Origin of the sequence: Oceanisphaera sp., assembly GCF_048268965.1 — a bacterium.
Lineage (GTDB): Bacteria > Pseudomonadota > Gammaproteobacteria > Enterobacterales > Aeromonadaceae > Oceanimonas.
In genome coordinates this window covers 14,768-39,699 of the sequence record NZ_JBLWUK010000021.1, presented here as the reverse complement: position 1 = coordinate 39,699, position 24,932 = coordinate 14,768, and the positions used below count along the sequence as shown (strand labels likewise).

Here is a 24,932-nt window from a genome sequence, read left to right as displayed (position 1 = left end):
GCGCCGTTGCATAACCAAGTGCTAAGGTGTTTACTCAGCCGTTGGCCGCTGCAGGCTCGCTGCTCTGTGGTGCGTCGGCAGACTTGATGTCCAGCAGCTCGACGTCGAAAATCAATACGGAATTTCCCGGAATGCTACCGGCACCCGCTTCGCCGTAACCCAGCTCGGCAGGAATAACCAGCTTGTACTTGGCGCCAACCGGCATCAACTGCACGCCTTCGGTCCAGCCTGGAATCACCTGATTCAACGGGAAGCTGGCCGGCTCACCACGTTCAACCGAGCTGTCGAAGGTGGTGCCATCAACCAGGGTGCCGGTGTAATGCACGGTCACTACGTCTTCGGCGTTCGGCTTGGCACCTTCACCTTCGGTCAGTACTTCATACTGCAGACCGGAATCGGTGACGATCACACCCTCTTTCTTGGCGTTCTCTTCCAGGAATTTATTGCCTTCTTCCAGAGTGGCTGCCGCCTGCTCCTTGGCCTGAGCTTCAATCAGCTCGTTGATATGCTCGTCATAGGCGGTGAGTGCGGTCTGAATTTCTTCATCACTCATCTGACCTTTATCTGAAAAACCGTCCCGTACGCCACTGAGTATGATGTCGTTATCCAGAGCGACCCCCAGCTCTTGCTGCTTCTCAAGGGTCGAGCCGATGTAACGCCCCATAGACAGGCCAATCGCATAGGCAGATTTATCTTCAAAGCTGGTAAGCTCGGGGGCTGCCTGCTCTGCCACAGGGGCTGGCGCAGACGCCTTGTCATCATTACAACCACTCAGACCCACCAGTACCGCAGAGGCCAGCAAACTGACTTGTAACAGTTTTTTCATTATTCGCTCCAGAACAGGGGAAAAACCCCATGGAAAATGAGATGCTTATAAATCCGGACCTATACTACCGTCTCAAGTTACCGATGCGAAAGCCCAAACCGATAAAAATGCCCGCCCGCTCGCTGACAATGATGTTATGCGTCACCTTTTTACTGATCACCGGGTGTGATACCGGCGACGAACCCGTTAGCCAAAGCCGTTATACCAAGGGCACCCTGCTGGCGGCACAAACCAGTACCGATGGGCATTTTACCCTGGTTGCCCTCGGCCCAAGTCCGGTACAGGTCTGGCAGCAAGGTGTTGCCGAACCTGTCTATCACTGGTATCAGGGCGAGTCGCGCGACGACATCATACTGCAGGCCGTGTCTCCAGACAGCCAGGCGGCTGCCACGGCCACCCTCACCACAGTGGCGGTGTGGTCTTTGCAAAACGGTGAAAATCTGGGCTTCTATCAGCTCAGGCAGCCGTTACGTACCCTTGCGCTCGGCAATAATGGCCGTGACCTGCTGCTGGGGTACCTGGATGGCAGCGCCGAGTTTGTAAATTTGCCCAGCGGTCGGCGCCTGGTGTTTCTGGGCCATCAGCATCCGCAAACAGAACGGCCTAATCGCATCAACTCGGTTGATCTCTCTGCCAACGGACGCTACGCCCTCACCGCCAGCCAGGATGGCCGGGTGATACTGTGGCAAACATCGGACGCCACCATCATCAGCCAGTGGCAACATGAAAACAGTATTACCCTGGTTCGCCTGGGCCCCCAGGGAAAGCTGGCCTTCAGTGCCGATGCCCACGGGCAAGGCGAGCTACGACACTTGCCTTCGGGTCGGTTATTGTCTCGCCTGCAGGTCCCCTATCGCGGTCAGACCTTTATCAGTGCCCGGTTTAATCCGGATCAGAACCAACTGTTAACCGGCAGCACCTCTCGACGCCTGGAGCTATGGCAGCTCGACACCGGGCAACTGCTACAAGACTGGCTGGTGGGCACCCACACCAAGCTACGCCCCGCCAGTGCCATGGTGTACGACGTGGCCTTTATCGATCAACAGCATATTTACAGCATCAGCTCCTCCGGCCTGGGGGAAACCTGGGCCCTGGACTCACGCAATTCGAGAGAACTCAATTAATGAATAACGATATCCTCCATCGATTAGAGCAACTGGAAACCCGACTGGTGTTTCAAGACGACACCATAGAACAGCTGAATCAGGAAATTACCACTCAGGGCGCCGAAATCGCCCGACTGAAGGCACAACTGAGCTTTATGGTGAAAAAACTGAAGGAGCTGCAGCCGGGAGAAGTCGCCCCCGAGGCAGAGGAAACTCCACCGCCACATTATTGAATCATCCACAGCAAGCAGGAAAGTCCTGCTCCGGTCCGGATACGCTTATCTTGCGGTTCGACATAGCACCTGCTTTGTCCCGCTCAAACAAAAAAAAGCAGGGTGACCATCGCCACCCTGCTTTATCCAATCAAGTCTGTGATTGGTGTTATTTAACCAGCTTGACGGCCTCACGGGTCAGGCGACCGATTTCATCCCACTTACCGGCATTGACCAGCGCCTTGTCCACCATCCAGGAGCCGCCGCAGCCGATCACGCCGGGGATAGCCAGGTAATCATTGATGTTGTTGGCATTCACACCGCCTGTCGGCATGATGCTCAGCTGGTTGAAGGGTCCGAGCAACGCCTTGATCATCTTGACGCCACCGGAGGCTTCCGCCGGGAAAAACTTGACCGTGGTCAGGCCCATTTCCAGGGCGGCCTCAATGGTGCTGGGGTTGTTGATGCCCGGAATAATCGGAATATTCAGCTCCTGGCAGGCTTTAACCGTATTCGGGTTGAACCCCGGAGACACGACAAAGCTGGCACCAGCTTCCTTGGCCGCCACCACCTGCTCACGAGTGAGCACGGTACCGGCGCCAATCAGCATATCGGGCTGCGCCTGGCGCAATAACCGGATGGCCTCCACCGCCGCATCGGAGCGGAAGGTAATTTCTGCGGCCGGCAGGCCATTCTCCGCCAGCACCTTGCCCAGAGGAACAATGTCTTCGGCCTTGTCGAGGACGATAACCGGCAGTATTTTCAATTCAGCAATCTGTTCAACGAGCGTCTTCATTTCTGGCATTCCTTGGTAGTGGTAAATGACATATCTGCAGTGGCCGAGGCGGGAATGATGGCGCCTTTATGCTGGATCACGATACCGGCCAGTTGATGGCCCTGTTGGCAACAGACGGTGGCCGGCTTACCGGCCAGATAACCGGCGAGAAAGCCCGCATTGAAGGCATCGCCGGCCGAGGTGGTGTCCACTACCCGGCTCACGGGCGTGGTGCCGACCCGCTCGGACTGGCCGTTCGCGGCCTCACCATACAGGCAACCTTCGGCACCCAGCTTGATCACCGCTTTTTTTACCCCCTGACGATAGAGTCGGCTCAGGGCCGCGTCCGGCACCTCATCCCCCCAAATGGCCTGTTCGTCATCAAAGGTCACCAACGCCAGATCGGTAAAGGACAGCATTTCGCCATAGACAGCCCGGGTTTCTTCCAGGCTGTTCCACAAGGCAGGGCGGTAATTGCTGTCGAAGGCAATCACCACGCCCTGCTCGGACAGGGTTTTCAGCAACGACAACAGGCGTTCTCTGTCCTGTTCGGGCAGTATGGCCAGGCTGATCCCGCTCAGATACACCAGCTCACAGCTGGCCAGGTACTCGGCAACGGCGTCAAACTGTGGATGCTGCATCATGTGGCGGGCGGCAGACTGGTTGCGCCAGTAGAGGAAGGTTCGCTCTCCCTGCTCGTCCAGCTGGATCAGATACAGACCGGGCTGACGTTGTGGATCCCGCAGCACCTGGTCGGTATTGAGCCCTTCCTGCTGCCATCGGGTCACCATGCCCTCACTCAGCGCATCGGTCCCCATGGCGGTAATGTAATCGATATTGACGGCGTCACCGGCGGTACGGGCAAGGTAGACGGCGGTGTTCAGGCTGTCGCCACCATAGGTCTGCTGCATGGCGCCAAAGGGAGCGCCGTTCAGCTCAATCATGCACTCGCCGATAATGGCAATGCGGTTCATGCCTCTTCTCCCGGCAGACGGAAATAGTCCTTGGCATTGTGGTAACAGATGTTCTGTACCATGCTGCCGAGTAGCTGGATATCGTTGGGAGCTTCGCCATTTTCGACCCACTTGCCGATCATCTCGCACAGGATGCGACGAAAGTATTCATGACGGGTATAGGACAGAAAGCTGCGCGAGTCGGTGAGCATGCCGACAAACTGGCTCAGCAGACCCAGCTGGGATAACTGCTCCAGCTGGCGCTGCATGCCGTCTTTCTGATCGTTGAACCACCAGCCCGAACCAAACTGTACCTTGCCGGCGATGCCGCCGCCCTGGAAGTTGCCGATCATGGTGGCCATCATCTCGTTGTCCCGCGGATTCAGGCAGTAGAGGATGGTCTTGGGCAGCTCATTGGTGATGTCCATGGCATCGAGCAACGAAGCCAGCTCGAAGGCAAACGGCTTGTCGCCAATGGAGTCGAAACCGGCATCGGCACCCAGCAGACGGAACATGCGGGTGTTGTTGTTGCGCTGGGCACCGATATGCAGCTGCATCACCCAGCCGCGCTTGGCGTATTGACGCCCCAGCCAGACCTGGACTGCGGTGCTGAACTGGGCGGCCTGCTGCTCGCTCAGGGCTTCACCGGCCAGACGACGGGCCAGCAGGCTGTCCAGCTCGCTTTCGGCAGGCACAGCGGCAAAGCGCACGATTTCGATGCCGTGATCGGCGGCGCGACAACCATGAGCGGCGAAGTGATCCAGACGACGGGTCAGGGCGCTCAGCAGATCGTCAAAGCGACGAATCTCGATATCGGCAGCCTGCCCCAGCAGGCTCATATAGTCGGCAAAGCCGTCCAGCTCGATTTTGAAGGCGCGATCCGGGCGCCAGCTCGGGGCCACTTCGATATCGAAACTGCTGTCTTCGGCAATGGCCTTGTGATGCTCCAGCGAGTCGACGGGATCATCTGTGGTGCCCACCATCTTGACCTTCATCTGGCGCATGATGCCCCGGGCGGAAAACTCGGGCGTGGCCAGCAGCTCGTTACAGCGGTTCCAGATGCGGTCGGCGGTATCGGGATTAAGCACCGTATCGGTAATGCCAAAGGGCCGCTTCAACTCGAGGTGAGTCCAGTGATACAGAGGGTTGCCCAGGCACTGGGGCACGGTTCTGGCCCAGGCCTGATACTTTTCGAGATCGGTGGCATTGCCGGTGATCAGCCGCTCATCGATGCCGGCCGAGCGCATGCCCCGCCACTTGTAATGATCCCCTGCCAGCCAGATCTGGCTGAGGTTGTCAAAACGCTGATCTTCGGCCACCGCCTGCGGACTTAAATGGCAGTGGTAGTCATAAATGGGCTGATCCTTGGCAAACTCGTGATACAGACGCACGGCCGTCGGGGTGCTGAGCAAGAAGTCGTCATCGAGAAAGGGTTTCATAAGCTATCCTTGTTGTTCAATGCGTTATAAAGCAGCCACGGCGGCGCGTGCGCCATCCGTCACCAGTTTGATATAGGCCTGGGTGACCGCATCGATAAACACCGGCTTGGCCGCCAGATCGGCGCCGAAAATGGCCTCGACTCCGGCCAGGGCAGGTACGACCGAGGCGTTCAGCCCATGCTGGTCGCAAATGCTTTTCAACTGTTCGGCCATGGGATCCCGCACTTCTATCGCCTGTCCCTGCTCGTCCACGCCACTGACATAACGCATCCAGCCGGCCACGCCCAGCGCCAGGTGAGAAAAGTCGCTGCCCCGTTGCAGATGGGTACGAATGGGTTGCAGCAACCGCTGTGGCAGCTTCTGGCTACCGTCCATGGCGATTTGCCAGGTTCTGTGCTTCAGGTTGGGGTTGGCGAACCGCTCAATCAGCATCTCGGCATAGGCCGTCAGATTGGTGCCGGCCGGCATATTCAGGGTCGGCGCCTGTTCTTTGGTCATCAGCGCCAGTGCCGCCCGGCGATAATGGTCGTCGGTCATGGTGTCATCGATATGCTGATAACCACCCAGGTAGCCCAGATACGCCAGGAAGGAGTGACTGCCGTTGAGCATGCGCAGCTTCATTTCCTCGAAGGGCACCACGTCCTGCACCAGTTCGGCACCCACTTCTTCCCACTGTGGGCGACCGGCAACGAAGTTGTCTTCGATCACCCACTGACGGAACGGCTCACAGGCGATGGCGCAGGGATCTTCAACCCCCAGCAGACCGCCGATCTCGGCCAGCATTTCCGGGGTCGCGGCCGGGACGATACGATCCACCATGGTGCTGGGAAAGCTGGCATGGGTCGCGATCCAGTCGGCCAGCTCCTGATCCCGCTGCGCGGCAAAGTCCAGCACCACCTGGCGCACCAGCTGGCCGTTTTCCGGCACATTGTCACAGGACATGACCGAAAACCCGCCCAGCCCCCGCTCACGCCTGATTTGCAGGGCCTGCACCAGGTAGCCGATGGCAGACTGTGGATGGGCCGGATCAGTCAGATCATGGGCGATCAGCGCATTCTCCTTATCCAGCCGGCCGGTAGCCGGATCAACGCAATAGCCTTTTTCGGTGATGGTCAGGGAGATGATGGCAACATCGGGGTCGGCCATTTTTTCCAGTATGGCATCAATACCGTCCAGCTGAGGATGCAGGGATTCGCGCACCACACCGATAATCTTGACATCGGTCTGTGCGGCGCCTTTCTCGACCACGGTATAAAGATGGTTCTGGGCGCGCAGGGCGCTGATTTCGTCGGCTCCGCTGAACAACTTGACCACGCACTGGCCCCAGTCACTGTGGTGACGGGCGGCCAGTTCATCGTTAAACAGCGCCTGATGGGCCCGATGGAAGGCACCAAAACCCAAATGAACAATTCTGGTTTTTAAATGACTAGGATCGTAACTCACTGTTTTCACGCTGGGATCCAGCTCGGTATTTGCAATATTTTTATCGACATTAGTCATTTGAAAACCTTTTACTGCTCATCATGAAAAATAGGGGCTTGCATCGTAAACACTGCGAAAGCCCCTGGTTATGCTACTGCCGGCGGACACTAGTCGTTGAAAAAGGCCCGCTTAATTGCCAGTTCCACGCCCCTGACTTCGGCCAGACCTTTCAGACGGCCGATGGCGGAGTAGCCCGGATTGGTGGTTTTCTTCAGATCGTCCAGCATCTGATGGCCGTGGTCGGGACGCATCGGGATCGGCAATTCATTACCTTCCTGCTTGCGACGATGCTCTTCTGCCAGTATGGCCTTGACCACTTCGTACATGTCCACGTCGCCATTGAGGTGCGCCGCTTCATGGAAGGATTTGGGGTTATCCCCTTCCCGGCAGGTGGCGCGCAGGTGGGTAAAGTAGATACGGTTCCCGAAGCGCTGGATCATATTGACCAGATCGTTGTCGGCACGCACGCCGTAAGAGCCGGTACACATGGTAAAACCGTTGGCAATGCTGTCGATGGTATCGACCATCCACTGCATGTCTTCGGCGGTCGATACGATACGCGGCAGCCCCAGAATGGCGCGAGGCGGATCGTCCGGATGAACCGCCATCCGCAGTCCGCACTGCTCGGCAACCGGGATGATGTTTTTCAGGAAGAAGGCAAAATGCTCACGCAGTTTGGCCTTGTCGATACCGTCGTACACTGACAGACGCTCGCGGAACTGCTCTATGGTATAGCCTTCTTCGGCACCGGGCAGACCGGCAATGATATTGCGGGTCAGCTTTTCTTTTTCGGCGTCGGTCATGGCCGCAAAACGCGCCTTGGCCTGCTCGATTTCTTCGGCAGTATAATCCGCTTCGGCTCCGGGACGCTGCAGGATATGCAGTTCAAAGGCCGCGAATTCGATCTGATCGAAACGCAGTGCCCGGGAACCATCCGGCAGCTCATACTCCAGATCGGTACGAGTCCAGTCCAGAATCGGCATGAAGTTATAGCAGACGGTATGGATACCGCACTCGGCCAGATTACGCAGTGACTGCTTGTAGTTTTCGATGTATGTCAGGTAATCGCCGGTCTGGGTCTTGATGTCTTCGTGGATAGGCACACTCTCGACCACCGACCAGGTCAGACCGCTTTTTTCTATCAACGCCTTGCGTTCTTTAATATCTTCAATCGGCCATACTTCACCGTTGGGAATATGGTGCAGAGCGGACACAACGCCGGTTGCACCTGCTTGCCGCACATCGGCCAGCGATACTGGATCATTTGGGCCATACCAACGCCATGTTTGTTCCATTACTTCATCCTCGTGTTTTAGGCTTGAGCTGTTTCTGCTAAATGAATTTTTCATTCACCCAATGTGAAACAGTATGATTTTCAATCTCTTGAATTTGTTATTCGCCAATGGCAACCGGAATTGAGCTGAACAGGTAGCCATCGAATTCAGGGTCGGCAATATCCGATAATTCCAGCAGGGTTTCCTTGACGTTTTCCAGGTGCTGCCACATGGCCTGACGTGCAGCCTTGGGGTCTTTATGTTGGAGGGCAGTTAATATTTTAAGATGATCATCCAGCCAGGAGCGACGATAGCTGGTGCCGGCAATACGTGAGTGCAGTTTTTGCCACATGGGGCTGTTTTTCCGCCGCAACCAGAGCTGATGAATAATATCTATCAGTACCCCGTTCTCGGTGGCCTCGACTATCAGTCGATGAAACTGCTCATCGCCATCTTCGTTATCTTCACCGGCCAGCAAAGATTGACGCTCGAGCTCCAGCGCCTGACGCATCTGGGCAATGCCGCTCTTGGTGACCTGAGTCGCCGCAAAGGCAGCAATATCACTCTCCAGCAACTGTCTGGCCTGCAACAGCTCGAAGGGCCCGACATCGTCATGTATGACTTTCAGAGTCTGTAGCTCGTGTTGCTGATCCGGCAGGTTGATCACATAGACCCCCGAGCCCTTGCGTACATCGATCAGGTTTTCCAGTTCCAGCATGATCATCGCCTCGCGCACCACGGTGCGGCTGACACCCAGCTGCTCCGCAATATTACGCTCGGGAGGCAGTCGATCGCCGATTTGGTAACGACCGGAACGAAGCTCATCACGCAGCTTCATGCCTATTTCTTGGTACAGCCGTTTCGGCTCAAACATGATCAGCGACCTCGACCATTAAACTTTCATTGCATGGGCAAATTCTATCAAAGTTGGCAAACCACGCAACAAAATTGGTATACCAGTTTTGTGTTGTGGTTTGCCAAAGGGGATTACAGGTTACGCAAACCATCCACCAGCTGATAAAGCTCGGGATCTTCCTGCTTCAGTGTGTCGTACATGGGCGCCACTGCCTGCTGGAAAGGGCCTTTGTCGACGGTAACAAACTCTACTCCCTGCTTCTCGGCAGATTTGCGCTCGGCAATTTCCGATTCGGCCCACAGCTTTCTCATTTCCTGCATCGACTCGGCGGCGGCCTGGCTCAGGGCATTGCGCTCATGCTCGGGCAGCTCTTTCCATACCTTGGCGGAGATCACCAGCACATCCGGGATCATGGTGTGCTCGTCCATGCTGAAAAACTTGGTGACTTCGCTGTGACGGTTCATGGTCATCGACGGCAGGTTGTTTTCGGCGGCATCCACCACACCCTGCTGCAGCGCGGTATACAGCTCACCAAACGCCAGCGGTGTCGGGTGACCGCCCAGCAGTTTAATCATTTCAACGGCGGTCGGGCTGGGCTGAACCCGGACCTTCATGCCCTTGACATCAGCCGGTGACATAATGGCTTTTTTAGCGTAGAAGCTGCGCGCGCCTGCATCGTAGTAAGTCACGCCGACAAAACCGTTGGCCTCGGAGGACTGCAGGATCTGCTGACCGATGTCGCTTTCCAGCGCCCGGTAATAATGGTCCTGATCATCGAACAGGTATGGCATGTTGAAGGCGCCATAGGCCTTGGCAAAGGCTTCCAGTTCAGCGGCATTGGACTTGGCCATATGCAGGGCGCCGTTCTGGATCAACTCCAGAGACTCACGCTGGGAGCCCAGCTGGCCATTGGGATAGATACGGATCTTGAGGTCGCCACCAGACAGTTCCTTGGCTCTGTCTGCCATAAACTTCATTGCTTTATGTACCGGGTAGCTGGTGTCCATGTTGTGGCTCAGCTTAAGGGTGGTCGCCTGTACCGCACCACTCACGGCCATGGTAGCCCCCACGATCAACGCCAGTATCGTTTTTTTCCCTTGCATACAGATGTTCTCCATGTGTTCATTGATTAAAGTGCCAGCCCAGCCTGCATCTTTGTACAGCCTGCACCCTATTTCTGACCCTATACCATGTGGCCAGATACCGCCAAAGTCAAAAACCAATCACAAACCGGCTGAACCGGATCACACTTAAAATACAAAAACATATTGGACCAAACTATTTGTGCTATAGATCAACATCGATGTAACACTTAGAAATATAAGTGCCTCCAAGATTGACAAAGAGCCAATTTTTCAACATCCTCGCCCTTTTTCAGCAGCAAGCAGCAGGGTGTATTCACATCCGGTCATCATCATATGCCAAGGTAATCATATGAAAGCACTAACCAATCTGGTCAACCAAACTCTGGCTTGGCTCACGATCACCATTTCGACCGTCCTGGTCGGGTGCGTGGTCTGGCAGGTACTGAGCCGCTATGTATTGGGTTCCCCCAGTACCGTCACCGACGAAATGGCTCGCTTTTTGTTCATGTGGGTCGGCCTGCTCGGCGCCGCCTATGCAACGGGATTAAAGCGTCACCTGGCCATCGATCTGCTGACCATGCGGCTGACGGGAAAACGCAAGGCCTGCTCCGAACTGCTGGTGCAACTGGCTATTGCCGGCTTTGCCGCTGTGGTCATGGTGTATGGCGGCATGGGGCTGGTCAATAAAACCCTGTCTACCGGTCAGATATCACCGGCTCTGGGGTTGCCCATGGGCTACGTCTATCTCTGCCTGCCTGTCAGTGGCATAGGGATACTGTTTTATTGTGTAGTGGACTCGCTGGATAAGCTGAAAACACTGACTTCACCCGCGGCATAATATTTTTCGGTTTACAGGAAGGGTTTACTATGGAATGGCAAGTCATTCTGACCTTGTTTGGTTCTTTTTTCGTGCTGCTGGCGCTGGGCATTCCCGTGTCCTTCGCCATCGGCATTTCCTCCGTCATCACGATACTGATGTCGTTACCCTTTGAACCGGCCATTGCCGTGGTGTCCCAGAAGATGGCCTCGGGACTGGACAGCTTTTCATTGCTGGCGATTCCGTTCTTTATTCTGGCCGGTAACATCATGAACTGTGGCGGTATCGCCATGCGGCTGATCAATCTGGCAAAAGTGCTGGGTGGCCGTCTGCCCGGCTCCCTGGCCCACTGTAATGTGCTGGCCAACATGATGTTCGGCTCGATCTCGGGCTCGGCGGTCGCTTCCGCTGCCGCCGTAGGTGGCACCATGGCACCTATGCAGCGCAGAGAGGGCTACAGCCCGACCTATTCCGCCGCCGTTAATATTGCCTCTTGCCCAAGCGGTCTGCTGATCCCACCATCCAATACCCTGATTGTTTACTCTCTGGTCTCGGGTGGCACCTCCATTTCGGCGCTGTTTCTGGCCGGTTATATCCCCGGTATGCTGATGGGTCTGGGGATCATGCTGGTGGCGGGTATCATCGCCAAGCGCCGTGGTTACCCGGTCGATAAACGCTCCACCTGGCAGGACGTCATGCGCCTGACCTGGGATGCCCTGCCTTCACTGGCGCTGATCTTCATTATCATGGGCGGTATTATCTCCGGCGTGTTTACCGCCACCGAAGCCTCCGCCATTGCCGTCGTCTACACCCTGTTTCTGGCAGTAGGCGTGTATCGTGAGGTCAAGGTGAAGGATCTGCCGAAAATCATCCTGGACTCGGCGATTACCACTTCCATAGTGCTGCTGCTGATCGGGGCTTCCATGGGCATGTCCTGGGCCATGGCCAACGCCGATATCCCCTACATGATCAGTGATGCCTTGCTGGCCATCTCGGAAAACCCGCTGATACTGCTGTTGATCATCAACGTCATTCTGCTGGTGGTCGGTATCTTCATGGACATGACCCCGGCGGTACTGATTTTCACGCCTATCTTCTGGCCCATCGCCCAGGAAATGGGGCTGGACCCGGTGCATTTCGGCATCATGATGACCTTCAACCTGTGTATCGGCATCTGTACTCCCCCGGTCGGCAGTGCGCTGTTTATCGGCTGCTCCGTCGGCGGTGTATCCATTGATAAGGTCATCAAGCCACTGCTGCCCTTCTATGCGGTCCTCTTCGCCACCTTGCTACTCGTGGCCTATGTGCCCGAAATCAGCCTTTTCCTCCCCAGACTGCTGCTGGGTTACTGATTGACACCGCCGGGAAGGGAAACCTTCCCGGCAGTTTCACCAGTGCATTGCAGTCATGAGGAGATAAAGGGACTTGCATAGCAACAAGCGGTAAACCGTCCAATCCCGCCGTGTCTATCTTGTAGTGGAGTGCAGCCATGCCAATCAAGTGCCTGTTGATCGACTGTGACGGCACCCTGGTCGACAGCGAAACTCTGCTGGCAGAAGTGCTGGCAGAGGTTTTCTGTCATTCGGGGCTACCTTTTACCGCCACCGAGTATATGCAGAACTGGCGTGGTGTGGTCCTAGACAGGATCCTGACTGCGGTGGCCAAGGCTCATCGGCAACCGCTGCCCTTTGCACAGCTCTCGGCCATAGAGCAGGAAGTGCGCCGGCGCACGGCAGAGCGGATGCGCACCTCGCTGCTGGCCATGCCCGGCGCCATGGATACCTTGTCAGTTCAGCCCCATACCCTGGCGGTGGTCTCTAATGGTCCATTAGCCAAAATACAGCTGGCACTCGATGCTACCGGACTGCGGTCTTTTTTTGCAGAGCGGATTTTCAGTGCTCATGAATTGCAGCTGTTCAAGCCTGACCCGCTTATCTTTCTCGAATCGGCAGCAAGACTCGGCTTTGTTCCGGCAGAGTGTGCCGTTATCGAAGACAGCCCGGCGGGATTAAGTGCGGCACTCGCGGCCGGCATGCATGTCATTCATTACAACCGCTTTCCTGAACAAGAGCCCACCCCGACCGGGGCGATTATGCTCAACGCCTGGTCAGACTTGAACAGGGTAATCGAGACTCTGGCCTGACAGAACACAGGTCGTTCAATGCCTGCCAGCACCAGGAAGGGCTGGCACCTAACGTAAAATAACAACACTTAAAATAACAACGGAGTGGCTGATGCTGTTTATCCTGTCGATCATAGTGCCCATTTTCATGCTGATTGCCCTGGGCTATGGCGCGGTAAGGTGGCAGCTGATAACGGCCCACTCCATTCAGGGCCTCGGGCAGTTCGTGCTGTATTTCGCCATGCCCGCCCTGCTGTTCCAGAGCCTGAGTCAGATGGAGTTTCAGGAGGTTCTGGAGCCCCTGTACTTGACTGCCTATGCCGGCGGCTCCCTGCTGACTCTGGCAGTGGGCCTGCTGCTGATCCGGTGTTTCCGGCATAAAGACGGCTCGCTGGCGGCCATCCAGACCATGGGCATGACGGCACCCAACAGTGCTTTTTTTGGTTACCCGATCCTGCTGCAGGTTCTGGAATCGTCGTCAGCCAAGGCCTTTGCCATGTCGGTCATGGTGGAAAACCTGATTATCATTCCGCTTGGACTGCTGCTGCTGGAATACAGCGCTCCCAATAACGGTCGCCATCAGGCAGGTTCACTCTGGTGGCTGTTGCTGGGGCGTCTGCTGCGCAACCCCCTGTTGCTGGCTATCGTGGCGGGTTTGTGCGTTTCGTTATGGGACATCCGGCTGCCAGACATCATCAACACTCCCCTCCGGCTGCTGGGCCAGGCATCGGTTGCCGTGGCGTTATTTGCCATTGGCGGTTCCCTGGTTGGTAACAAAATTCAGGGCAAGCTTCCTGATATGGCCATGGTCATGATGGGAAAGTTGATGCTTCACCCCTTGCTGGCGGCGCTGATGATCTGGCTGCTGCCGCCCTTTGATGCCGGGTTAAGCAAGGCCCTGATACTGATTGCCGCCATGCCGATGATGAGCATGTACCCTATCATTGGGGCTCAGTACGGCCATGGTCGCTTTTGCGCCGGCACCCTGCTGCTGACGACCATCACGGCTTTTATCACCCTTTCCGCCGCCCTGTGGCTGATACAGATATGAAAAAGGGCGCCTAGGCGCCCCAATTTCAATCATCACCTCAATGACACACTCAGTGCTGGTGACCGCAGCAACCGCCTTCATGGTGGTGCTCTTCATCATGATCATGAGCGCCGTGAACATGGCCATGGGCCAGCTCTTCTTCCGTTGCTTCACGGATGGCGCGCACCACACCTTTAAAGGTGAGCGTCATGCCTGCCAGCGGGTGGTTGCCGTCGACTTTAACGTATTCTTCAGCCACTTCAACGATAGTCACCGGGCGATGGCCATCATCGGTTTCAGCCACAAAGGTATCGCCTTCTGATACTTCCATGCCATCAAACAACTCACCGGGTACCGTCTGTACCAGGACATCGTCGCGCTCGCCATAAGCCTGATCGGGAGTCAGGGTAACGTCGAAGTCGTCGCCGACCGCCTTGCCGTCCAGTACGGCTTCCAGGCCGGCTACCAGATAACCGATGCCGTGCAGATACTCAAGCGGCTGTTTGTCTTCGGTCGTATCGAGGATGTCACCCTTGATGTTGGTAACGGTAAAGTCCAGCGTCACTACGCTGTTTTCAGAAATGCTCATAGGATTAACCTGTTAATGAATTTTGTTGTTTAGCATACAGGATGGCCAAGCGGGTTTAAATGCAGCATAGCGACAATATTGCCACTTTTCACTGTCAGATTACCGGCTCTTACCCCCTGTTATTCCGGCTTGAATATGCCGATCACTTCGCCGTGACTGGCCTCGGCGACCTGATCATCCGTTTGAGTTTGGGTATGACCACAGCTGACACATTCTACTTTCTCGACACCGTGCTCCAGATACAGCATCATGGTATCTACCTCGCTACAGCTGGGGCACACGGCTCCGGCAATAAAGCGTTTCTTACGACGAGTTTCCATGGTTTTACATCCTGAAAATAAACCTTGTCCTGAATTCTCCGCCAAAAATGAATCAACCACAATGACCACAAGCGCCCATTACAGTATTGATCATCAGCTTCTTGAGCTAACTCACTTCAGCCCGGGAAAACGCCAACGCCACATAAAAGGCACCCTGCTTATCGTACACCAGGGCGGTGGGCTCTTGCAGCTGGGCCGTGATTACTACCCTCTAGCCGGCAATGATGTCGTCTTTTTACCGGCTAACACGCTGTTTGCCTGGCACTGCTTTGCCCATAGCCGCGTGAGTCGGCTGGTATTTTCGCCCCGGCTGGCTCAACCTACCCAGGCGGGACGCCTGTTGTCGGCGCCGCTCTTGCTGGCCGGTGCGGCACGACTTGCCGACGGCCAAATGCCGCCGGACTGGCAAGGAGCCCATGGCCGCTTGTGCCGCGTGTTGCACGATGAATTACTGCGCCACCAGCCACAACCCATGGCCAACCCATCCCCCTTGTTGCAGAAGATGAGTGATGATATCGCCGGTTTTACCCTGACAGCAGCCGAAGAAGCCGAGTTCGGGCTGGCGTTTAACACCGACAGCCACACCATTAAACAACAGTGTGCCTTGTTACTGATCTTGCGCGATCTGGCGAAAAGCCCGCAGCTCGAACAGCTGGTGCAACGCCATGGCTTTGCCTCTGTGGCACAGTTTGAACACGCCCATGATCATTGGTTGGGAACGAGCAATGATACTGGCGCCAAAAACGGGTAAAATGGCGTTCTTTCACCTCGGATATATTAGGGCTCTATGATCACCCTCAGCCAGATTGAACTCCTCAGGGGCGGCCGCCCCCTGTTAAAAGACACCGGTGCCACCATTCATGGCGGCCATAAAGTCGGTTTGGTGGGGAAAAATGGCTGTGGCAAGTCAACGCTGTTTGCCTTGTTCAAAGGCGATATAAGCCTGGATAGCGGTCAGTTTTACTTGCCGGCCGACTGGCAGCTGGCCAGCGTAGCCCAGGAAACCCCGGCGCTGGAATGTTCCGCCCTGGATTATGTGATTGACGGTGACCAGGAGTATCGCCGCCTGTGCCGCGAACTGGAACACGCCGAGCAACGGCACGACGGTATTGCCATTGCCGAGTTACACGGCAAGCTGGACATTCACGGTGGCTACCATATTCATGCCCGTGCCGCCGAGCTGCTTCATGGTCTGGGCTTTGCCAACGAGGCCCAAAGCCGCCCCGTGAGCGCCTTTTCTGGTGGCTGGCGAATGCGCCTTAACCTGGCACAGGCACTTATCTGTCGCTCCGACCTGTTACTGCTGGATGAACCCACCAACCACCTGGATCTGGACGCGGTCATTTGGCTGGAGCGCTGGTTGAAAAGCTACCCCGGCACCCTGATCCTGATTTCTCACGACAGGGACTTTCTGGATGCCGTGGTCAATCGCATTATTCATATCGAAAATAACCAGCTTAACGAATATACCGGCAACTACTCCGACTTCGAGCGGCTGCGCGCCGAGCAGTTAGCGCTTCAGCAGTCGATGTTTGAAAAGCAACAGCGCGAGATCACCCACATGCAGGAGTATGTGGACCGCTTTCGTTATAAAGCCAGCAAAGCCAAACAGGCGCAAAGCCGGCTCAAGGCCATGGAACGCATGGAGCGCATTCTGCCTGCCCATGCCGACTCGCCTTTCAGTTTCAAGTTTCTGGCGCCCGGCAGCCTGCCCATTCCGCTGATCACCATGGAAAAGCTGTCCGCCGGTTATGGCGACAAAGTGATCCTGTCGGACATCAAGCTGAACCTGGTGCCCGGCTCCCGTATTGGTTTACTGGGTCGGAACGGCGCCGGCAAGTCGACCTTTATCAAGCTGCTGTCCGGTGAGCTCACGCCCCTGTCGGGCAAGCTCACGGCCAACAGTGGCATTTCGCTGGGGTATTTTGCCCAGCACCAGCTGGAAAGTCTGTATCTGGATGATTCGCCGCTGATGCATTTGACCCGCCTGGATCCTAAGGCGTCCGAGCAGAGCCTGAGAGACTACCTGGGTGGCTTCGACTTCAAGGGTGACAAGGTAAAAGAACCGGTCGGCCCCTTCTCCGGCGGTGAAAAAGCCCGTTTGGTACTGGCACTGATCGTCTACCAAAAGCCCAATATGCTGTTGCTCGATGAACCGACCAACCACCTCGATCTGGACATGCGCGACGCCCTCACCATGGCATTACAGTACTTTGAAGGCGCCATGGTTATCGTGTCTCACGACCGGCACTTGCTGCGCGCCACCACCGACGAGTTCTACCTGGTAGATAACGGCAAGGTGCAGCCCTTTGATGGCGACCTTGAAGACTATCACCAGTGGCTGGTGGCTCAGGACAAGGCCGAGCAGCCCGCCACCACCAGCACCGCAGGCGAGCACTCGGCACAGAATCGCAAGGCCGAAAAACGTCGCCAGGCCGAACTGCGCCAGCAAACCCAGCCGTTGCGCAAAGCCATCACCAAACTCGAGCAGCAAATGGAGCACTGCCAGCAGCAATTGGCCGACATAGAGCAAAAACTCGCGGACCCCGAAATCTACACCGCCGAGCAAAAAGCCAACTTGCAGCAACTGCTGAAGGCGCAAATCCCCTTGCAGCAAACACTGGCCGAGGCGGAAGCCGAATGGCTGGAGCTGCAGGAGCAGCTGGAAGAGCTGGAGCAGGCATGAACCAGCCCGACGCCGAGCAGTTTTGGCAGTTTAGCGAGCAGCATTATGCTCGCCCCGGGGTGGCTCAGGCCTGCTTGCAACTGCAGGATGAGCATGGCGCCAACGTCAACCTGCTGCTGTTGCTCTTGATGCTGGAAGAGCGGGGGGTTACGGTCGAACCTGCGTCTTTTATGCCGCTGCTGGCCAGGCGCCAGGGGCTGTTTAACCAGTGGCGCCGGTTACGTCGTCAGCTGAAAGCCACACTCCATAATGACGATTACCTGCAACTGCTGCAGCACGAGCTGGAGCTGGAACGCTGGCAGCAACAAGAGCTGTTGCAGCAGTTGGAGCTGTCTCCTCCCTCCCCGGGTAGCGGCGGCTTGCTGACCTATCTCACGCTATTACAGGTGGCCGATGCGCCCTTGTGGCAGCTTAAACTCGCCGGTTGATACGGCCTTTTTCATACGGACTATTTCATGCTGAGTTATCGCCATGCTTTTCATGCGGGCAATCATGCCGATGTACTTAAACACGCGGTACAGTCGCTGATACTGGAAGCGCTAAGTATCAAGGATAAGGGTTTTAGCTATATCGACACCCACGCCGGGGCCGGTGGTTACGCGCTGGACCATGAGTGGACGCAAAAAAAATCGGAATACCTGGGCGGCATAGCTCCCCTGTGGCAGCAACGGCAACAATGGCCACAACTGGCCGGCTATTTTGCCGCCATCGAGGCCATGAACGGCGGCGAGCAACTGGACTTCTACCCCGGCTCCCCCAAGGTCGCCGAGTATTTTCAGCGTCCGCAAGACAGCCTGACCCTGATGGAGCTGCACCATAACGAAGTGGAGCTATTGCGAGAAAACATGGCGCCGCAAGGCAGACGCTCTGGTAGAAGCAAAGGCCCGACCATTCATCATAGAGATGGCTTTGAAGGACTCATCGCCCTGCTCCCACCCACGCCCAAGCGTGGCCTGGTGCTGATCGATCCCCCTTATGAGCTGAAAGAAGATTATCAAACGCTCGCCACTACCCTGGCCAAGGCCTATAAGCGCTGGCCTATCGGCATTTATGCCATCTGGTATCCGTTGCTGGCCAAAAATGTCGATCGCAGTGGCGCGCTAAAAACCGCGATTGCCAACAGCGGCTTTCAGGATATTCTGTGTGCCGAGCTAAGCGTCAGCGAGCAAGCCCAAGACTTTGGCATGTACGGTTCGGGCATGATGATTTTAAATCCACCGTGGAAGCTGGATGAGCAACTCAGCGAGCTGCTGCCACGACTCACCAAGGCACTGGCGCAGGACCAGGCCGCCGATTGGTCATTGCGCTGGCTGAAAGGCCAAGCCTGACCGAGTATCCAGTGAATGCTCGCAACTGGCTGAAACGGTGAGTGTCATGCATCTGCAGCGGGTCGGTAGGGCGGACGCTTTGTTCTGGGCTGGTATGGCAACCGCATAGATCGACTGTTAATTGAATTGGTATAAGCCCCAAAAAGCCGGTCATGACTCACGTCTGACCGGCTTTTTGTGCTTTTATTAAACGACAAAGGAAAATCAGCCTAAAGCTGCACTCATTCACTAACTTAGCTAGACTCGGTCTTGCTTAACAATACTAAAAACAGCTATTTATATTAACTTTCAATCTTAGGTACCTATCTTGTATAACCATTCAGAATTTAATCTTGATGACGAGCAGATCGATGAGCTTAGAGATTTAGGCTATGAGCTTGCTGATGACTCCCTGTCCGACTCGGACTTTAGAGACCTGGATTTTGATGGTTATTCAGCTGATGATCCAGACTTGATTCTTGATGTGCCTTATGTGCCCAGCGATGAAAAAATAGTTCATGCCATGCTGGATTTTGCAGATGTCAGCAGCGAAGACACCTTGTATGACCTAGGTTGTGGTGATGGACGCATCTTGGTTGCTGCCGCGTTAGAGCGCAACACGCGGGGCGTGGGCATTGATATGGATCCGATGCGCATCACTGAAGCCATTGAATACGCAGGCCATACCGGCGTTGAGCATTTAGTCCATTTCTTTGAAGGCGATTTACTGGAAGCAGACTTCAGTGAAGCGAGCGTAATCACTCTTTATCTGCTTGATTTAGTGAACATAAAGCTACGTCCTCGATTTCTTGACGAACTACGCCCTGGTACTCGTATTGTTTCGCATGCTTTTGATATGGGGAACTGGAAGCCTGATCAGCAGCAAAGCTGTGGCAATATCAAAATCTATAAATGGATTGTCCCCGCCAAAGTGACCGGTACCTGGGAGTGGCAGGCAACAAACGGTGACACCTATCGTGTGAGTCTTCAGCAAAAATACCAGGAAGTAACGGGCACAGCCTGGGTGAACGGCCAGGCGGTACCATTAAAAAGTGCGTTATTGCGGGGAGACCTACTTGAACTGACCGTGCACGCTGACAACAGCCGCCCTATCAGTTTTTTGATGCGCTGCCAGGCAAAGCAATTGATTGCCGCCGAAGGTGACTTACAAGCAACGCCCGCAGTAAAAATAAACTAGATGCTGTAGGGCTGTCTCTTAGTCACAAGTCACAAGTCACAAGTCACAAGTCACAAGTCACAAGCCAGTGTATTAATGCCCAGAGGCAACCGGGTAGCCTCCTCCGACCTTTATAGAGCAATAAAATAGTTCTGTTATTTTATCTGTTTGGTATTACTTAACCAGGTTGCTATTAAAAAGCCGGTTCGCGCATCACGCGAACCGGCTTTTTTTGTCGATGCTGTTTAGCTGCGGTTTACCGCTCTTTGTTCAGCACCGGTCGGGCATACATCGACAGCACCATTTCCTTCAGCTCGGCCGGGATCTGGGCAATATGCTGCTCAAACAGCTTCACTTCGGCCTGATGTCCTTCCAGCGTCTGGCCCGCGGCCAGCAGGTTGCTGGGAAAAAGATGGTAGTTGTCATAAATCTGCTTATCGATCGCGGCGGCCAGTTGATCGGCATTTTCAAATTCACCGCTCAGGGGCTCGCCAAAGGCGACGTGTACCCGCCCTTTCTGGCCAACAATGCCCTGCACTATGCTTTCTACGTCTTCAAACTCTCTTTTTTCATAGGCCCCCTGGGTGGCTTTGGCATACAGCTCCCGGGCCTTGGCCTGATCACCTGGGTCATATTCATAAGAGATAGACACCGGCACCAGATTCAGACTCTTGATGTAATCTGAAAACGGAATTTTCTGCCGCTTGCCTTCCATATAAAACATCTTAAGGATCGCCGGATCGGTTTTATCGTTGCCATCTTTGGCCCGCCCTTCTTTTTGCGCAATCCAGACAGACTGATTTTCATCTAACGAGTGACGCAAATAGGCCGACAGCTCACTAAAGGCCTTCATCATTTCTCGTGGACCTTTGGCCGAACGTTTCACGATAAAGCTTTTGTTCAGCTTCATCAGCTCGGCAGCACAGGGCTTGCGCAACAGGTTATCGCCAATGGCGATACGCACCGTATCCAGCCCGTGGCTGTGCAAGCCCCAGTTCACGAAGGCGGGATCCATGGCGATATCACGATGATTGGAAATAAACAGATAGCCCTGATCCGGCTTGAGTTGCTCCAGACCGGAAAAACTGACACCCGAGGTGGTGCGGCTGATCATTTTTTCCATGTAGCTGGCCACTTCCAGCTGAATTTGCCGCACGCTGTTCAGCTTGCGCCAGCGCCAGCTTAAATAAAGACGAATCATCGCCTTGATTACAGGGCCACCCATACCGGACAAAGTGGAAAAACGGTATTTGGCGATGGCACCAATAAATTCGTCGTCGCGGATCAGGCGCTGAATGGCACCGGCGACTTCATCATCCCGATAGGGACGAATATCTTTAAATAAATCCGTGTCTGAGACCATGACAACCTTGGGGTTTATGAAACGAAAAACGCCCAGATTTTACACGCTTTAGCGGCAAACTGTAACGATAAAGCGCAAAAGCCGCTTAATGCCAGATCATCAGTACACTGGCCGCCGTTAATAACGCCATAAACTGATTGAAACGTCGCCAATCGCCCGGGGTGTGCAACCAGCGACGCAGGTTAAGACCAAAGAAGGCCCAGAGATGACCCGTCACCAGCCCCAGCGAGAGAAAGATGGCCAGCACCGCTAATGCCGAGGGCCAGTAGTGTTCGCCGGCCTGGGTAAAACCGCTGATCGCCGATACCGCCATCAACCAGGACTTGGGATTGAGAAACTGAAACAAGGCCCCCTGTCGCCAGCCCATGCCGCGGGCCAGTTCGTCTGTTGCCTGCGAATCGGCGCGGCCGATGTTCCAGGCCAGCCATAACAAATACCCGCTACCACCGATTTTCAGCCCCCACTGCAAGGAAGGCCACATCAGGAACAGCTGGCCCAGCCCCAACGCCGTCAACAGCATCAGCAGCTGCAAGCCCAGCATAATGCCCAGCAGCAGCCTGAGGGTTGGACCATAGCCCAAACGGGTGGCCGAGCTGGTCAGCAGCATATTATTGGGGCCAGGCGTGCCACAGGCGGCAAAGGCAAAGCCGGCAGCAGAACCCAATAAGGCAAAATCCATGATGTACTCGGCAAATAGTCATGCAAAAACGTTGTTTTACTCGATTTTGTGCGCGCCGCCCAGTATTTTATCGGCTGAATGTGATCACATGTGTGTCGCCCTGGTGGTGCGCCACCGCTTATACAGGCCTGCCTCTTATGTGCATTAGCAAAACATCATGATACATCCCAGCCAGTTTCACTCCCCCTGGTGGGCGAGAAATCCCCATGTGCAGACCATTCTGGCCAAGTACCTGCATCGCACTCGCATCAAGCACCGGCGAGAGCGGCTGGAGCTGCCCGATGGTGACTTTGTCGACCTAGCCTGGGGCCTGCCCGAGCAAAGTGACAACAGGCCGCTGGTGGTGCTGTTTCATGGTCTGGAAGGCTGCATAGAGTCACACTATATTCAAGGCATGATGACCGCCCTGCACTTACAGGGATGGCAGGCGGTACTCATGCACTTTCGAGGCTGTAGTGGCGAACCCAACCGCTCTATGCGGGCCTATCACTCCGGTGCCATTGAAGACCCGCATTATGTGTTAGGCCTGCTGCGCCAACGCTACCCGGAGCGCCCCATGGCCGCCATCGGCTATTCTCTTGGCGGCAACATGCTGGTGAACTACCTGGCCGAGCACCCGCGCAATCCCTTGTGCGCGGCCACTGTGGTGTCGGCGCCCCTGCAACTGGCGGCCTGTGCCGAGCGGATCAACTCCGGATTTTCTCGCTGTTATCAGGGCTACCTGCTCAAGCGCATGATAGATAACTGGCAGCGACGTCTACGACGCCACCCTCAACAGCAATGGCAAGGGGATCTGACCCGGATCAAGAGTCTGCGCGAGTTTGATGATAAAATAACGGCGCCCGTACACGGCTTCAGTGATGCAGAGGATTACTATCAGCGGTGCTCTGGTTTATACAAGCTCGCCCGGATCTCGACCCCAACCCTGATTATTCATGCCGCCGACGATCCCTTTATGAACGATGCGGTGATCCCCGATGCCAGCGAGCTGCCGCCATCCATTACCTATGAGCTCAGCCGCACCGGTGGCCATGTCGGGTTTATGCAGGGGCTACCCTGGCGACCTGATTACTGGCTGGAATACCGGGTGCCCCAGTGGCTTGACCGGCAATGGCCACTTTATTTGGAGAATGCATGATTATTCCTTTTACCGAACTCAGTGAAGACGCGCTCAACAATTTGATCGAGCAATTCGTACTGCAGGAAGGGACCGAGTACGGCGCCCGGGACATTTCCTTAGATGAAAAAGTTATTGAGGTTAAACAGCAACTTAAGCAGGGTGAGGCGGTCATAGTGTACAGTGAGTTGCATGAGAGCGTGAACATAGTGCCCGCGGCACGATTCCGAGACAAATCTTGACCTGGCCCCAAGGCACTGCGTATAAACATTCACAGTTTGACTATATTTAAGGTTTTTTATGTCTGCCAAGCACCCCATTATTGCAATTACCGGCTCCTCGGGTGCCGGCACCTCAACCTCTACCGAGGTGTTTCAATCCATGTTTGCCCAGCTGGGGGTCAAGGCCGCCATGCTCGAAGGCGATAGTTTTCATCGTTACACTCGGCCAGAGATGGACGTGGCGATTCGCCGTGCCCGGGAGCAAGGCAGACATATCAGCTATTTTGGCCCGGAAGCCAACGACTTCGAGCTGTTAGAACGCTTTTTCAAGGAATATGGCGACACGGGAACGGGCCAGTTTCGCCGCTACCTGCATACCTTTGACGAGGCCGTGCCCTTTAACCAGATGCCTGGCACCTTTACGCCCTGGCAGCAGTTGCCCGATGATACCAACCTGTTGTTCTACGAAGGGCTGCACGGCGGTGTGCTCACCGAAGATCACAATGTGGCGCAGCATGTGGATCTGCTGATCGGCATGGTGCCAATCGTCAACCTGGAGTGGATTCAGAAGTTGATCCGCGATACCGCCGAGCGGGGCCATTCACGGGAAGCCGTTACCGACTCTATCGTGCGCTCGATGGAAGACTACATTAACTTTATTACTCCGCAGTTTTCCCGCACTCATATCAACTTTCAGCGGATCCCGACTGTGGATACCTCCAACCCGTTCAGCGCCAAGGTGATCCCCAGCGCCGACGAAAGCATGATGGTGATCCGCTTTCGCGGCATTAAAAACGTCGACTTCCCCTACCTGCTGGCCATGATCGACGGCTCTTTCATGTCGCGCCGCAACACCATAGTGGTCCCCGGTGGCAAGGTTGGCTTTGTGATGGAGCTGATACTGCGCCCCATGCTGGAACGCTTGCTGGAAACCGGAAAGATTCGCTAACGAACCTGAGGGGGGAATAGCAAGGCGTGACAGACCTCACGCCTTACTCTTTACTGCTCACGATGACATTACGCCTGACGGATCTCGTAAGACGAAGAGGCACTCAGGGCTTTATCCAGCATTTTCATGACCGAACAGTATTTTTCCATCGACAGCTGAACCGCCCGGGCCACCTGCTTTTCCGATAAATCCTGACCCGTGACCACAAAGTGCAGCTTGATCGCGGTAAATACCCTAGGGGGCTGCTCGGCACGTTCGGCGTCAAGTTCGACTTCGCAGCCGGTAATTTGCTGACGACTTTTTTCCAGAATAGACACCACATCAATGGCGCTACAGCCTCCGGCTCCCAACAACACCGCCTCCATGGGGCTGGGGCCCTTACCGGGATTAGTACCATCCAGCACCAGTTTATGGCCAGACTCAGACAGTCCCTCGAAACACATTCCTTCTAACCAGGTCACCTTGGCTTTCATAACAACTCCTCAGAAAAACCATCATATTAGCGTATCGGCTGCATCCCGACGAGCAGGATAAAAGTGCAAGCCCC

General features: G+C 55.3%; 27 protein-coding genes. 14 read left to right on the top strand and 13 right to left on the bottom strand.

What is annotated here, in order from left to right; translation table 11 throughout:
• Positions 1-34: 34 nt before the first annotated feature.
• Complete coding sequence (gene fkpA / locus ACN0VL_RS10565) at positions 35-826, bottom strand: FKBP-type peptidyl-prolyl cis-trans isomerase (protein WP_417617145.1); 792 nt, start codon at positions 824-826, stop codon at positions 35-37.
• 83 nt (positions 827-909) lie between these two features.
• Here fkpA and ACN0VL_RS10560 point away from each other — a divergent pair, with 83 nt between their 5' ends.
• Both ACN0VL_RS10560 and ACN0VL_RS10555 read left to right on the top strand, forming a co-directional pair.
• On the top strand, positions 910-1,950 hold the full coding sequence (locus ACN0VL_RS10560) for a WD40 repeat domain-containing protein (RefSeq protein ID WP_417617143.1): 1,041 nt from the start codon (positions 910-912) through the stop codon (positions 1,948-1,950).
• The gene (locus ACN0VL_RS10555; RefSeq protein ID WP_417617141.1) at positions 1,950-2,165 is read left to right on the top strand and encodes a SlyX family protein; all 216 of its coding nucleotides are present in this window, start codon (positions 1,950-1,952) and stop codon (positions 2,163-2,165) included. Before ACN0VL_RS10560 ends, ACN0VL_RS10555 begins: the two co-directional genes overlap by 1 nt.
• Before the next feature lie 148 nt (positions 2,166-2,313).
• On the opposite strand, the gene ACN0VL_RS10550 is transcribed toward ACN0VL_RS10555, so the two are convergent.
• The 7 genes from ACN0VL_RS10550 to ACN0VL_RS10520 form a co-directional block, all read right to left on the bottom strand.
• On the bottom strand, positions 2,314-2,940 hold the full coding sequence (locus ACN0VL_RS10550) for a bifunctional 4-hydroxy-2-oxoglutarate aldolase/2-dehydro-3-deoxy-phosphogluconate aldolase (RefSeq protein WP_417617139.1): 627 nt from the start codon (positions 2,938-2,940) through the stop codon (positions 2,314-2,316).
• Positions 2,937-3,893 carry a sugar kinase gene (locus ACN0VL_RS10545; protein WP_417617137.1) on the bottom strand — a complete coding sequence of 319 codons (957 nt, stop codon included), beginning with the start codon at positions 3,891-3,893 and terminating at the stop codon, positions 2,937-2,939. The genes ACN0VL_RS10550 and ACN0VL_RS10545 overlap by 4 nt, the downstream gene beginning before the upstream one ends.
• Positions 3,890-5,311, bottom strand: a complete 1,422-nt coding sequence (gene uxaC / locus ACN0VL_RS10540) for a glucuronate isomerase (protein WP_417617135.1) — start codon at positions 5,309-5,311, stop codon at positions 3,890-3,892. The genes ACN0VL_RS10545 and uxaC overlap by 4 nt, the downstream gene beginning before the upstream one ends.
• 24 nt (positions 5,312-5,335) lie before the next feature.
• Positions 5,336-6,811 (bottom strand): mannitol dehydrogenase family protein, encoded by a 1,476-nt coding sequence (locus ACN0VL_RS10535; RefSeq protein WP_417617133.1) that lies wholly within the window; start codon positions 6,809-6,811, stop codon positions 5,336-5,338.
• Between the two features lie 89 nt (positions 6,812-6,900).
• On the bottom strand, positions 6,901-8,088 hold the full coding sequence (uxuA, locus tag ACN0VL_RS10530) for a mannonate dehydratase (RefSeq protein ID WP_417617131.1): 1,188 nt from the start codon (positions 8,086-8,088) through the stop codon (positions 6,901-6,903).
• Positions 8,089-8,185: 97 nt separating this feature from the next.
• Positions 8,186-8,941 carry an FCD domain-containing protein gene (locus ACN0VL_RS10525; protein ID WP_417617130.1) on the bottom strand — a complete coding sequence of 252 codons (756 nt, stop codon included), beginning with the start codon at positions 8,939-8,941 and terminating at the stop codon, positions 8,186-8,188.
• A gap of 113 nt (positions 8,942-9,054) precedes the next feature.
• Positions 9,055-10,026, bottom strand: coding sequence for a TRAP transporter substrate-binding protein (locus ACN0VL_RS10520; protein WP_417617128.1), 972 nt, complete (start codon positions 10,024-10,026; stop codon positions 9,055-9,057).
• 331 nt (positions 10,027-10,357) lie between these two features.
• On the opposite strand from ACN0VL_RS10520, the gene ACN0VL_RS10515 reads away from it, so the two are divergent.
• The 4 genes from ACN0VL_RS10515 (at position 10,358) to ACN0VL_RS10500 (ending at position 13,998) form a co-directional block, all read left to right on the top strand.
• The gene (locus tag ACN0VL_RS10515; RefSeq protein WP_417617126.1) at positions 10,358-10,846 is read left to right on the top strand and encodes a TRAP transporter small permease; all 489 of its coding nucleotides are present in this window, start codon (positions 10,358-10,360) and stop codon (positions 10,844-10,846) included.
• Positions 10,847-10,875: 29 nt separating this feature from the next.
• Positions 10,876-12,177 carry a TRAP transporter large permease gene (locus ACN0VL_RS10510; RefSeq protein WP_417617124.1) on the top strand — a complete coding sequence of 434 codons (1,302 nt, stop codon included), beginning with the start codon at positions 10,876-10,878 and terminating at the stop codon, positions 12,175-12,177.
• Between the two features lie 137 nt (positions 12,178-12,314).
• The gene (locus ACN0VL_RS10505; RefSeq protein ID WP_417617122.1) at positions 12,315-12,968 is read left to right on the top strand and encodes an HAD family hydrolase; all 654 of its coding nucleotides are present in this window, start codon (positions 12,315-12,317) and stop codon (positions 12,966-12,968) included.
• A gap of 91 nt (positions 12,969-13,059) precedes the next feature.
• Positions 13,060-13,998 (top strand): AEC family transporter, encoded by a 939-nt coding sequence (locus ACN0VL_RS10500; protein ID WP_417617120.1) that lies wholly within the window; start codon positions 13,060-13,062, stop codon positions 13,996-13,998.
• 49 nt (positions 13,999-14,047) lie between these two features.
• On the opposite strand, the gene slyD is transcribed toward ACN0VL_RS10500, so the two are convergent.
• Positions 14,048-14,566, bottom strand: coding sequence for a peptidylprolyl isomerase (gene slyD / locus ACN0VL_RS10495; RefSeq protein WP_417617118.1), 519 nt, complete (start codon positions 14,564-14,566; stop codon positions 14,048-14,050).
• 119 nt (positions 14,567-14,685) lie between these two features.
• Positions 14,686-14,886, bottom strand: coding sequence for a YheV family putative zinc ribbon protein (locus tag ACN0VL_RS10490; RefSeq protein ID WP_417617116.1), 201 nt, complete (start codon positions 14,884-14,886; stop codon positions 14,686-14,688).
• 61 nt (positions 14,887-14,947) lie between these two features.
• On the opposite strand from ACN0VL_RS10490, the gene ACN0VL_RS10485 reads away from it, so the two are divergent.
• From ACN0VL_RS10485 to ACN0VL_RS10465, 5 genes are all read left to right on the top strand, one after another.
• Positions 14,948-15,637 carry a hypothetical protein gene (locus ACN0VL_RS10485; RefSeq protein WP_417617115.1) on the top strand — a complete coding sequence of 230 codons (690 nt, stop codon included), beginning with the start codon at positions 14,948-14,950 and terminating at the stop codon, positions 15,635-15,637.
• A 36-nt stretch (positions 15,638-15,673) separates the two neighbouring features.
• Positions 15,674-17,572, top strand: coding sequence for an ABC transporter ATP-binding protein (locus tag ACN0VL_RS10480; RefSeq protein ID WP_417617113.1), 1,899 nt, complete (start codon positions 15,674-15,676; stop codon positions 17,570-17,572).
• Entirely contained in the window at positions 17,569-18,000 is a 432-nt protein-coding gene (locus ACN0VL_RS10475; RefSeq protein WP_417617111.1) for a TIGR02444 family protein, read from the top strand. The genes ACN0VL_RS10480 and ACN0VL_RS10475 overlap by 4 nt, the downstream gene beginning before the upstream one ends.
• A gap of 27 nt (positions 18,001-18,027) precedes the next feature.
• Positions 18,028-18,900: a 23S rRNA (adenine(2030)-N(6))-methyltransferase RlmJ gene (locus ACN0VL_RS10470; RefSeq protein WP_417617109.1), complete on the top strand. Its 873-nt coding sequence runs from the start codon at positions 18,028-18,030 to the stop codon at positions 18,898-18,900.
• A 307-nt stretch (positions 18,901-19,207) separates the two neighbouring features.
• Positions 19,208-20,077, top strand: a complete 870-nt coding sequence (locus tag ACN0VL_RS10465) for a methyltransferase domain-containing protein (RefSeq protein WP_417617107.1) — start codon at positions 19,208-19,210, stop codon at positions 20,075-20,077.
• Positions 20,078-20,312: 235 nt separating this feature from the next.
• On the opposite strand, the gene ACN0VL_RS10460 is transcribed toward ACN0VL_RS10465, so the two are convergent.
• On the bottom strand, positions 20,313-21,419 hold the full coding sequence (locus ACN0VL_RS10460) for a 1-acyl-sn-glycerol-3-phosphate acyltransferase (RefSeq protein ID WP_417617105.1): 1,107 nt from the start codon (positions 21,417-21,419) through the stop codon (positions 20,313-20,315).
• A gap of 85 nt (positions 21,420-21,504) precedes the next feature.
• Positions 21,505-22,098 (bottom strand): LysE family translocator, encoded by a 594-nt coding sequence (locus tag ACN0VL_RS10455; protein ID WP_417617103.1) that lies wholly within the window; start codon positions 22,096-22,098, stop codon positions 21,505-21,507.
• A 157-nt stretch (positions 22,099-22,255) separates the two neighbouring features.
• On the opposite strand from ACN0VL_RS10455, the gene ACN0VL_RS10450 reads away from it, so the two are divergent.
• The 3 genes from ACN0VL_RS10450 to ACN0VL_RS10440 are packed head-to-tail and all read left to right on the top strand — an operon-like array spanning position 22,256 to position 24,385.
• Positions 22,256-23,236 (top strand): hydrolase, encoded by a 981-nt coding sequence (locus ACN0VL_RS10450; protein ID WP_417617101.1) that lies wholly within the window; start codon positions 22,256-22,258, stop codon positions 23,234-23,236.
• Positions 23,233-23,457 (top strand): YheU family protein, encoded by a 225-nt coding sequence (locus tag ACN0VL_RS10445; protein WP_417617099.1) that lies wholly within the window; start codon positions 23,233-23,235, stop codon positions 23,455-23,457. Before ACN0VL_RS10450 ends, ACN0VL_RS10445 begins: the two co-directional genes overlap by 4 nt.
• A 58-nt stretch (positions 23,458-23,515) precedes the next feature.
• Entirely contained in the window at positions 23,516-24,385 is an 870-nt protein-coding gene (locus ACN0VL_RS10440) for a phosphoribulokinase (RefSeq protein ID WP_417617097.1), read from the top strand.
• A gap of 68 nt (positions 24,386-24,453) precedes the next feature.
• Here ACN0VL_RS10440 and ACN0VL_RS10435 read toward each other — a convergent pair whose 3' ends face one another.
• Positions 24,454-24,858 (bottom strand): OsmC family protein, encoded by a 405-nt coding sequence (locus ACN0VL_RS10435; protein WP_417617095.1) that lies wholly within the window; start codon positions 24,856-24,858, stop codon positions 24,454-24,456.
• Positions 24,859-24,932: the final 74 nt, after the last annotated feature.

Bases quoted from the DNA above. Each gene is read 5' to 3' on its own strand.
- fkpA (WP_417617145.1), bottom strand. From the start codon at position 826: ATGAAAAAACTGTTACAAGTCAGTTTGCTGGCCTCTGCGGTACTGGTG.
- ACN0VL_RS10560 (WP_417617143.1), top strand. From the start codon at position 910: ATGCGAAAGCCCAAACCGATAAAAATGCCCGCCCGCTCGCTGACAATG.
- ACN0VL_RS10555 (WP_417617141.1), top strand. From the start codon at position 1,950: ATGAATAACGATATCCTCCATCGATTAGAGCAACTGGAAACCCGACTG.
- ACN0VL_RS10550 (WP_417617139.1), bottom strand. From the start codon at position 2,940: ATGAAGACGCTCGTTGAACAGATTGCTGAATTGAAAATACTGCCGGTT.
- ACN0VL_RS10545 (WP_417617137.1), bottom strand. From the start codon at position 3,893: ATGAACCGCATTGCCATTATCGGCGAGTGCATGATTGAGCTGAACGGC.
- uxaC (WP_417617135.1), bottom strand. From the start codon at position 5,311: ATGAAACCCTTTCTCGATGACGACTTCTTGCTCAGCACCCCGACGGCC.
- ACN0VL_RS10535 (WP_417617133.1), bottom strand. From the start codon at position 6,811: ATGACTAATGTCGATAAAAATATTGCAAATACCGAGCTGGATCCCAGC.
- uxuA (WP_417617131.1), bottom strand. From the start codon at position 8,088: ATGGAACAAACATGGCGTTGGTATGGCCCAAATGATCCAGTATCGCTG.
- ACN0VL_RS10525 (WP_417617130.1), bottom strand. From the start codon at position 8,941: ATGTTTGAGCCGAAACGGCTGTACCAAGAAATAGGCATGAAGCTGCGT.
- ACN0VL_RS10520 (WP_417617128.1), bottom strand. From the start codon at position 10,026: ATGCAAGGGAAAAAAACGATACTGGCGTTGATCGTGGGGGCTACCATG.
- ACN0VL_RS10515 (WP_417617126.1), top strand. From the start codon at position 10,358: ATGAAAGCACTAACCAATCTGGTCAACCAAACTCTGGCTTGGCTCACG.
- ACN0VL_RS10510 (WP_417617124.1), top strand. From the start codon at position 10,876: ATGGAATGGCAAGTCATTCTGACCTTGTTTGGTTCTTTTTTCGTGCTG.
- ACN0VL_RS10505 (WP_417617122.1), top strand. From the start codon at position 12,315: ATGCCAATCAAGTGCCTGTTGATCGACTGTGACGGCACCCTGGTCGAC.
- ACN0VL_RS10500 (WP_417617120.1), top strand. From the start codon at position 13,060: ATGCTGTTTATCCTGTCGATCATAGTGCCCATTTTCATGCTGATTGCC.
- slyD (WP_417617118.1), bottom strand. From the start codon at position 14,566: ATGAGCATTTCTGAAAACAGCGTAGTGACGCTGGACTTTACCGTTACC.
- ACN0VL_RS10490 (WP_417617116.1), bottom strand. From the start codon at position 14,886: ATGGAAACTCGTCGTAAGAAACGCTTTATTGCCGGAGCCGTGTGCCCC.
- ACN0VL_RS10485 (WP_417617115.1), top strand. From the start codon at position 14,948: ATGACCACAAGCGCCCATTACAGTATTGATCATCAGCTTCTTGAGCTA.
- ACN0VL_RS10480 (WP_417617113.1), top strand. From the start codon at position 15,674: ATGATCACCCTCAGCCAGATTGAACTCCTCAGGGGCGGCCGCCCCCTG.
- ACN0VL_RS10475 (WP_417617111.1), top strand. From the start codon at position 17,569: ATGAACCAGCCCGACGCCGAGCAGTTTTGGCAGTTTAGCGAGCAGCAT.
- ACN0VL_RS10470 (WP_417617109.1), top strand. From the start codon at position 18,028: ATGCTGAGTTATCGCCATGCTTTTCATGCGGGCAATCATGCCGATGTA.
- ACN0VL_RS10460 (WP_417617105.1), bottom strand. From the start codon at position 21,419: ATGGTCTCAGACACGGATTTATTTAAAGATATTCGTCCCTATCGGGAT.
- ACN0VL_RS10455 (WP_417617103.1), bottom strand. From the start codon at position 22,098: ATGGATTTTGCCTTATTGGGTTCTGCTGCCGGCTTTGCCTTTGCCGCC.
- ACN0VL_RS10450 (WP_417617101.1), top strand. From the start codon at position 22,256: ATGATACATCCCAGCCAGTTTCACTCCCCCTGGTGGGCGAGAAATCCC.
- ACN0VL_RS10445 (WP_417617099.1), top strand. From the start codon at position 23,233: ATGATTATTCCTTTTACCGAACTCAGTGAAGACGCGCTCAACAATTTG.
- ACN0VL_RS10440 (WP_417617097.1), top strand. From the start codon at position 23,516: ATGTCTGCCAAGCACCCCATTATTGCAATTACCGGCTCCTCGGGTGCC.
- ACN0VL_RS10435 (WP_417617095.1), bottom strand. From the start codon at position 24,858: ATGAAAGCCAAGGTGACCTGGTTAGAAGGAATGTGTTTCGAGGGACTG.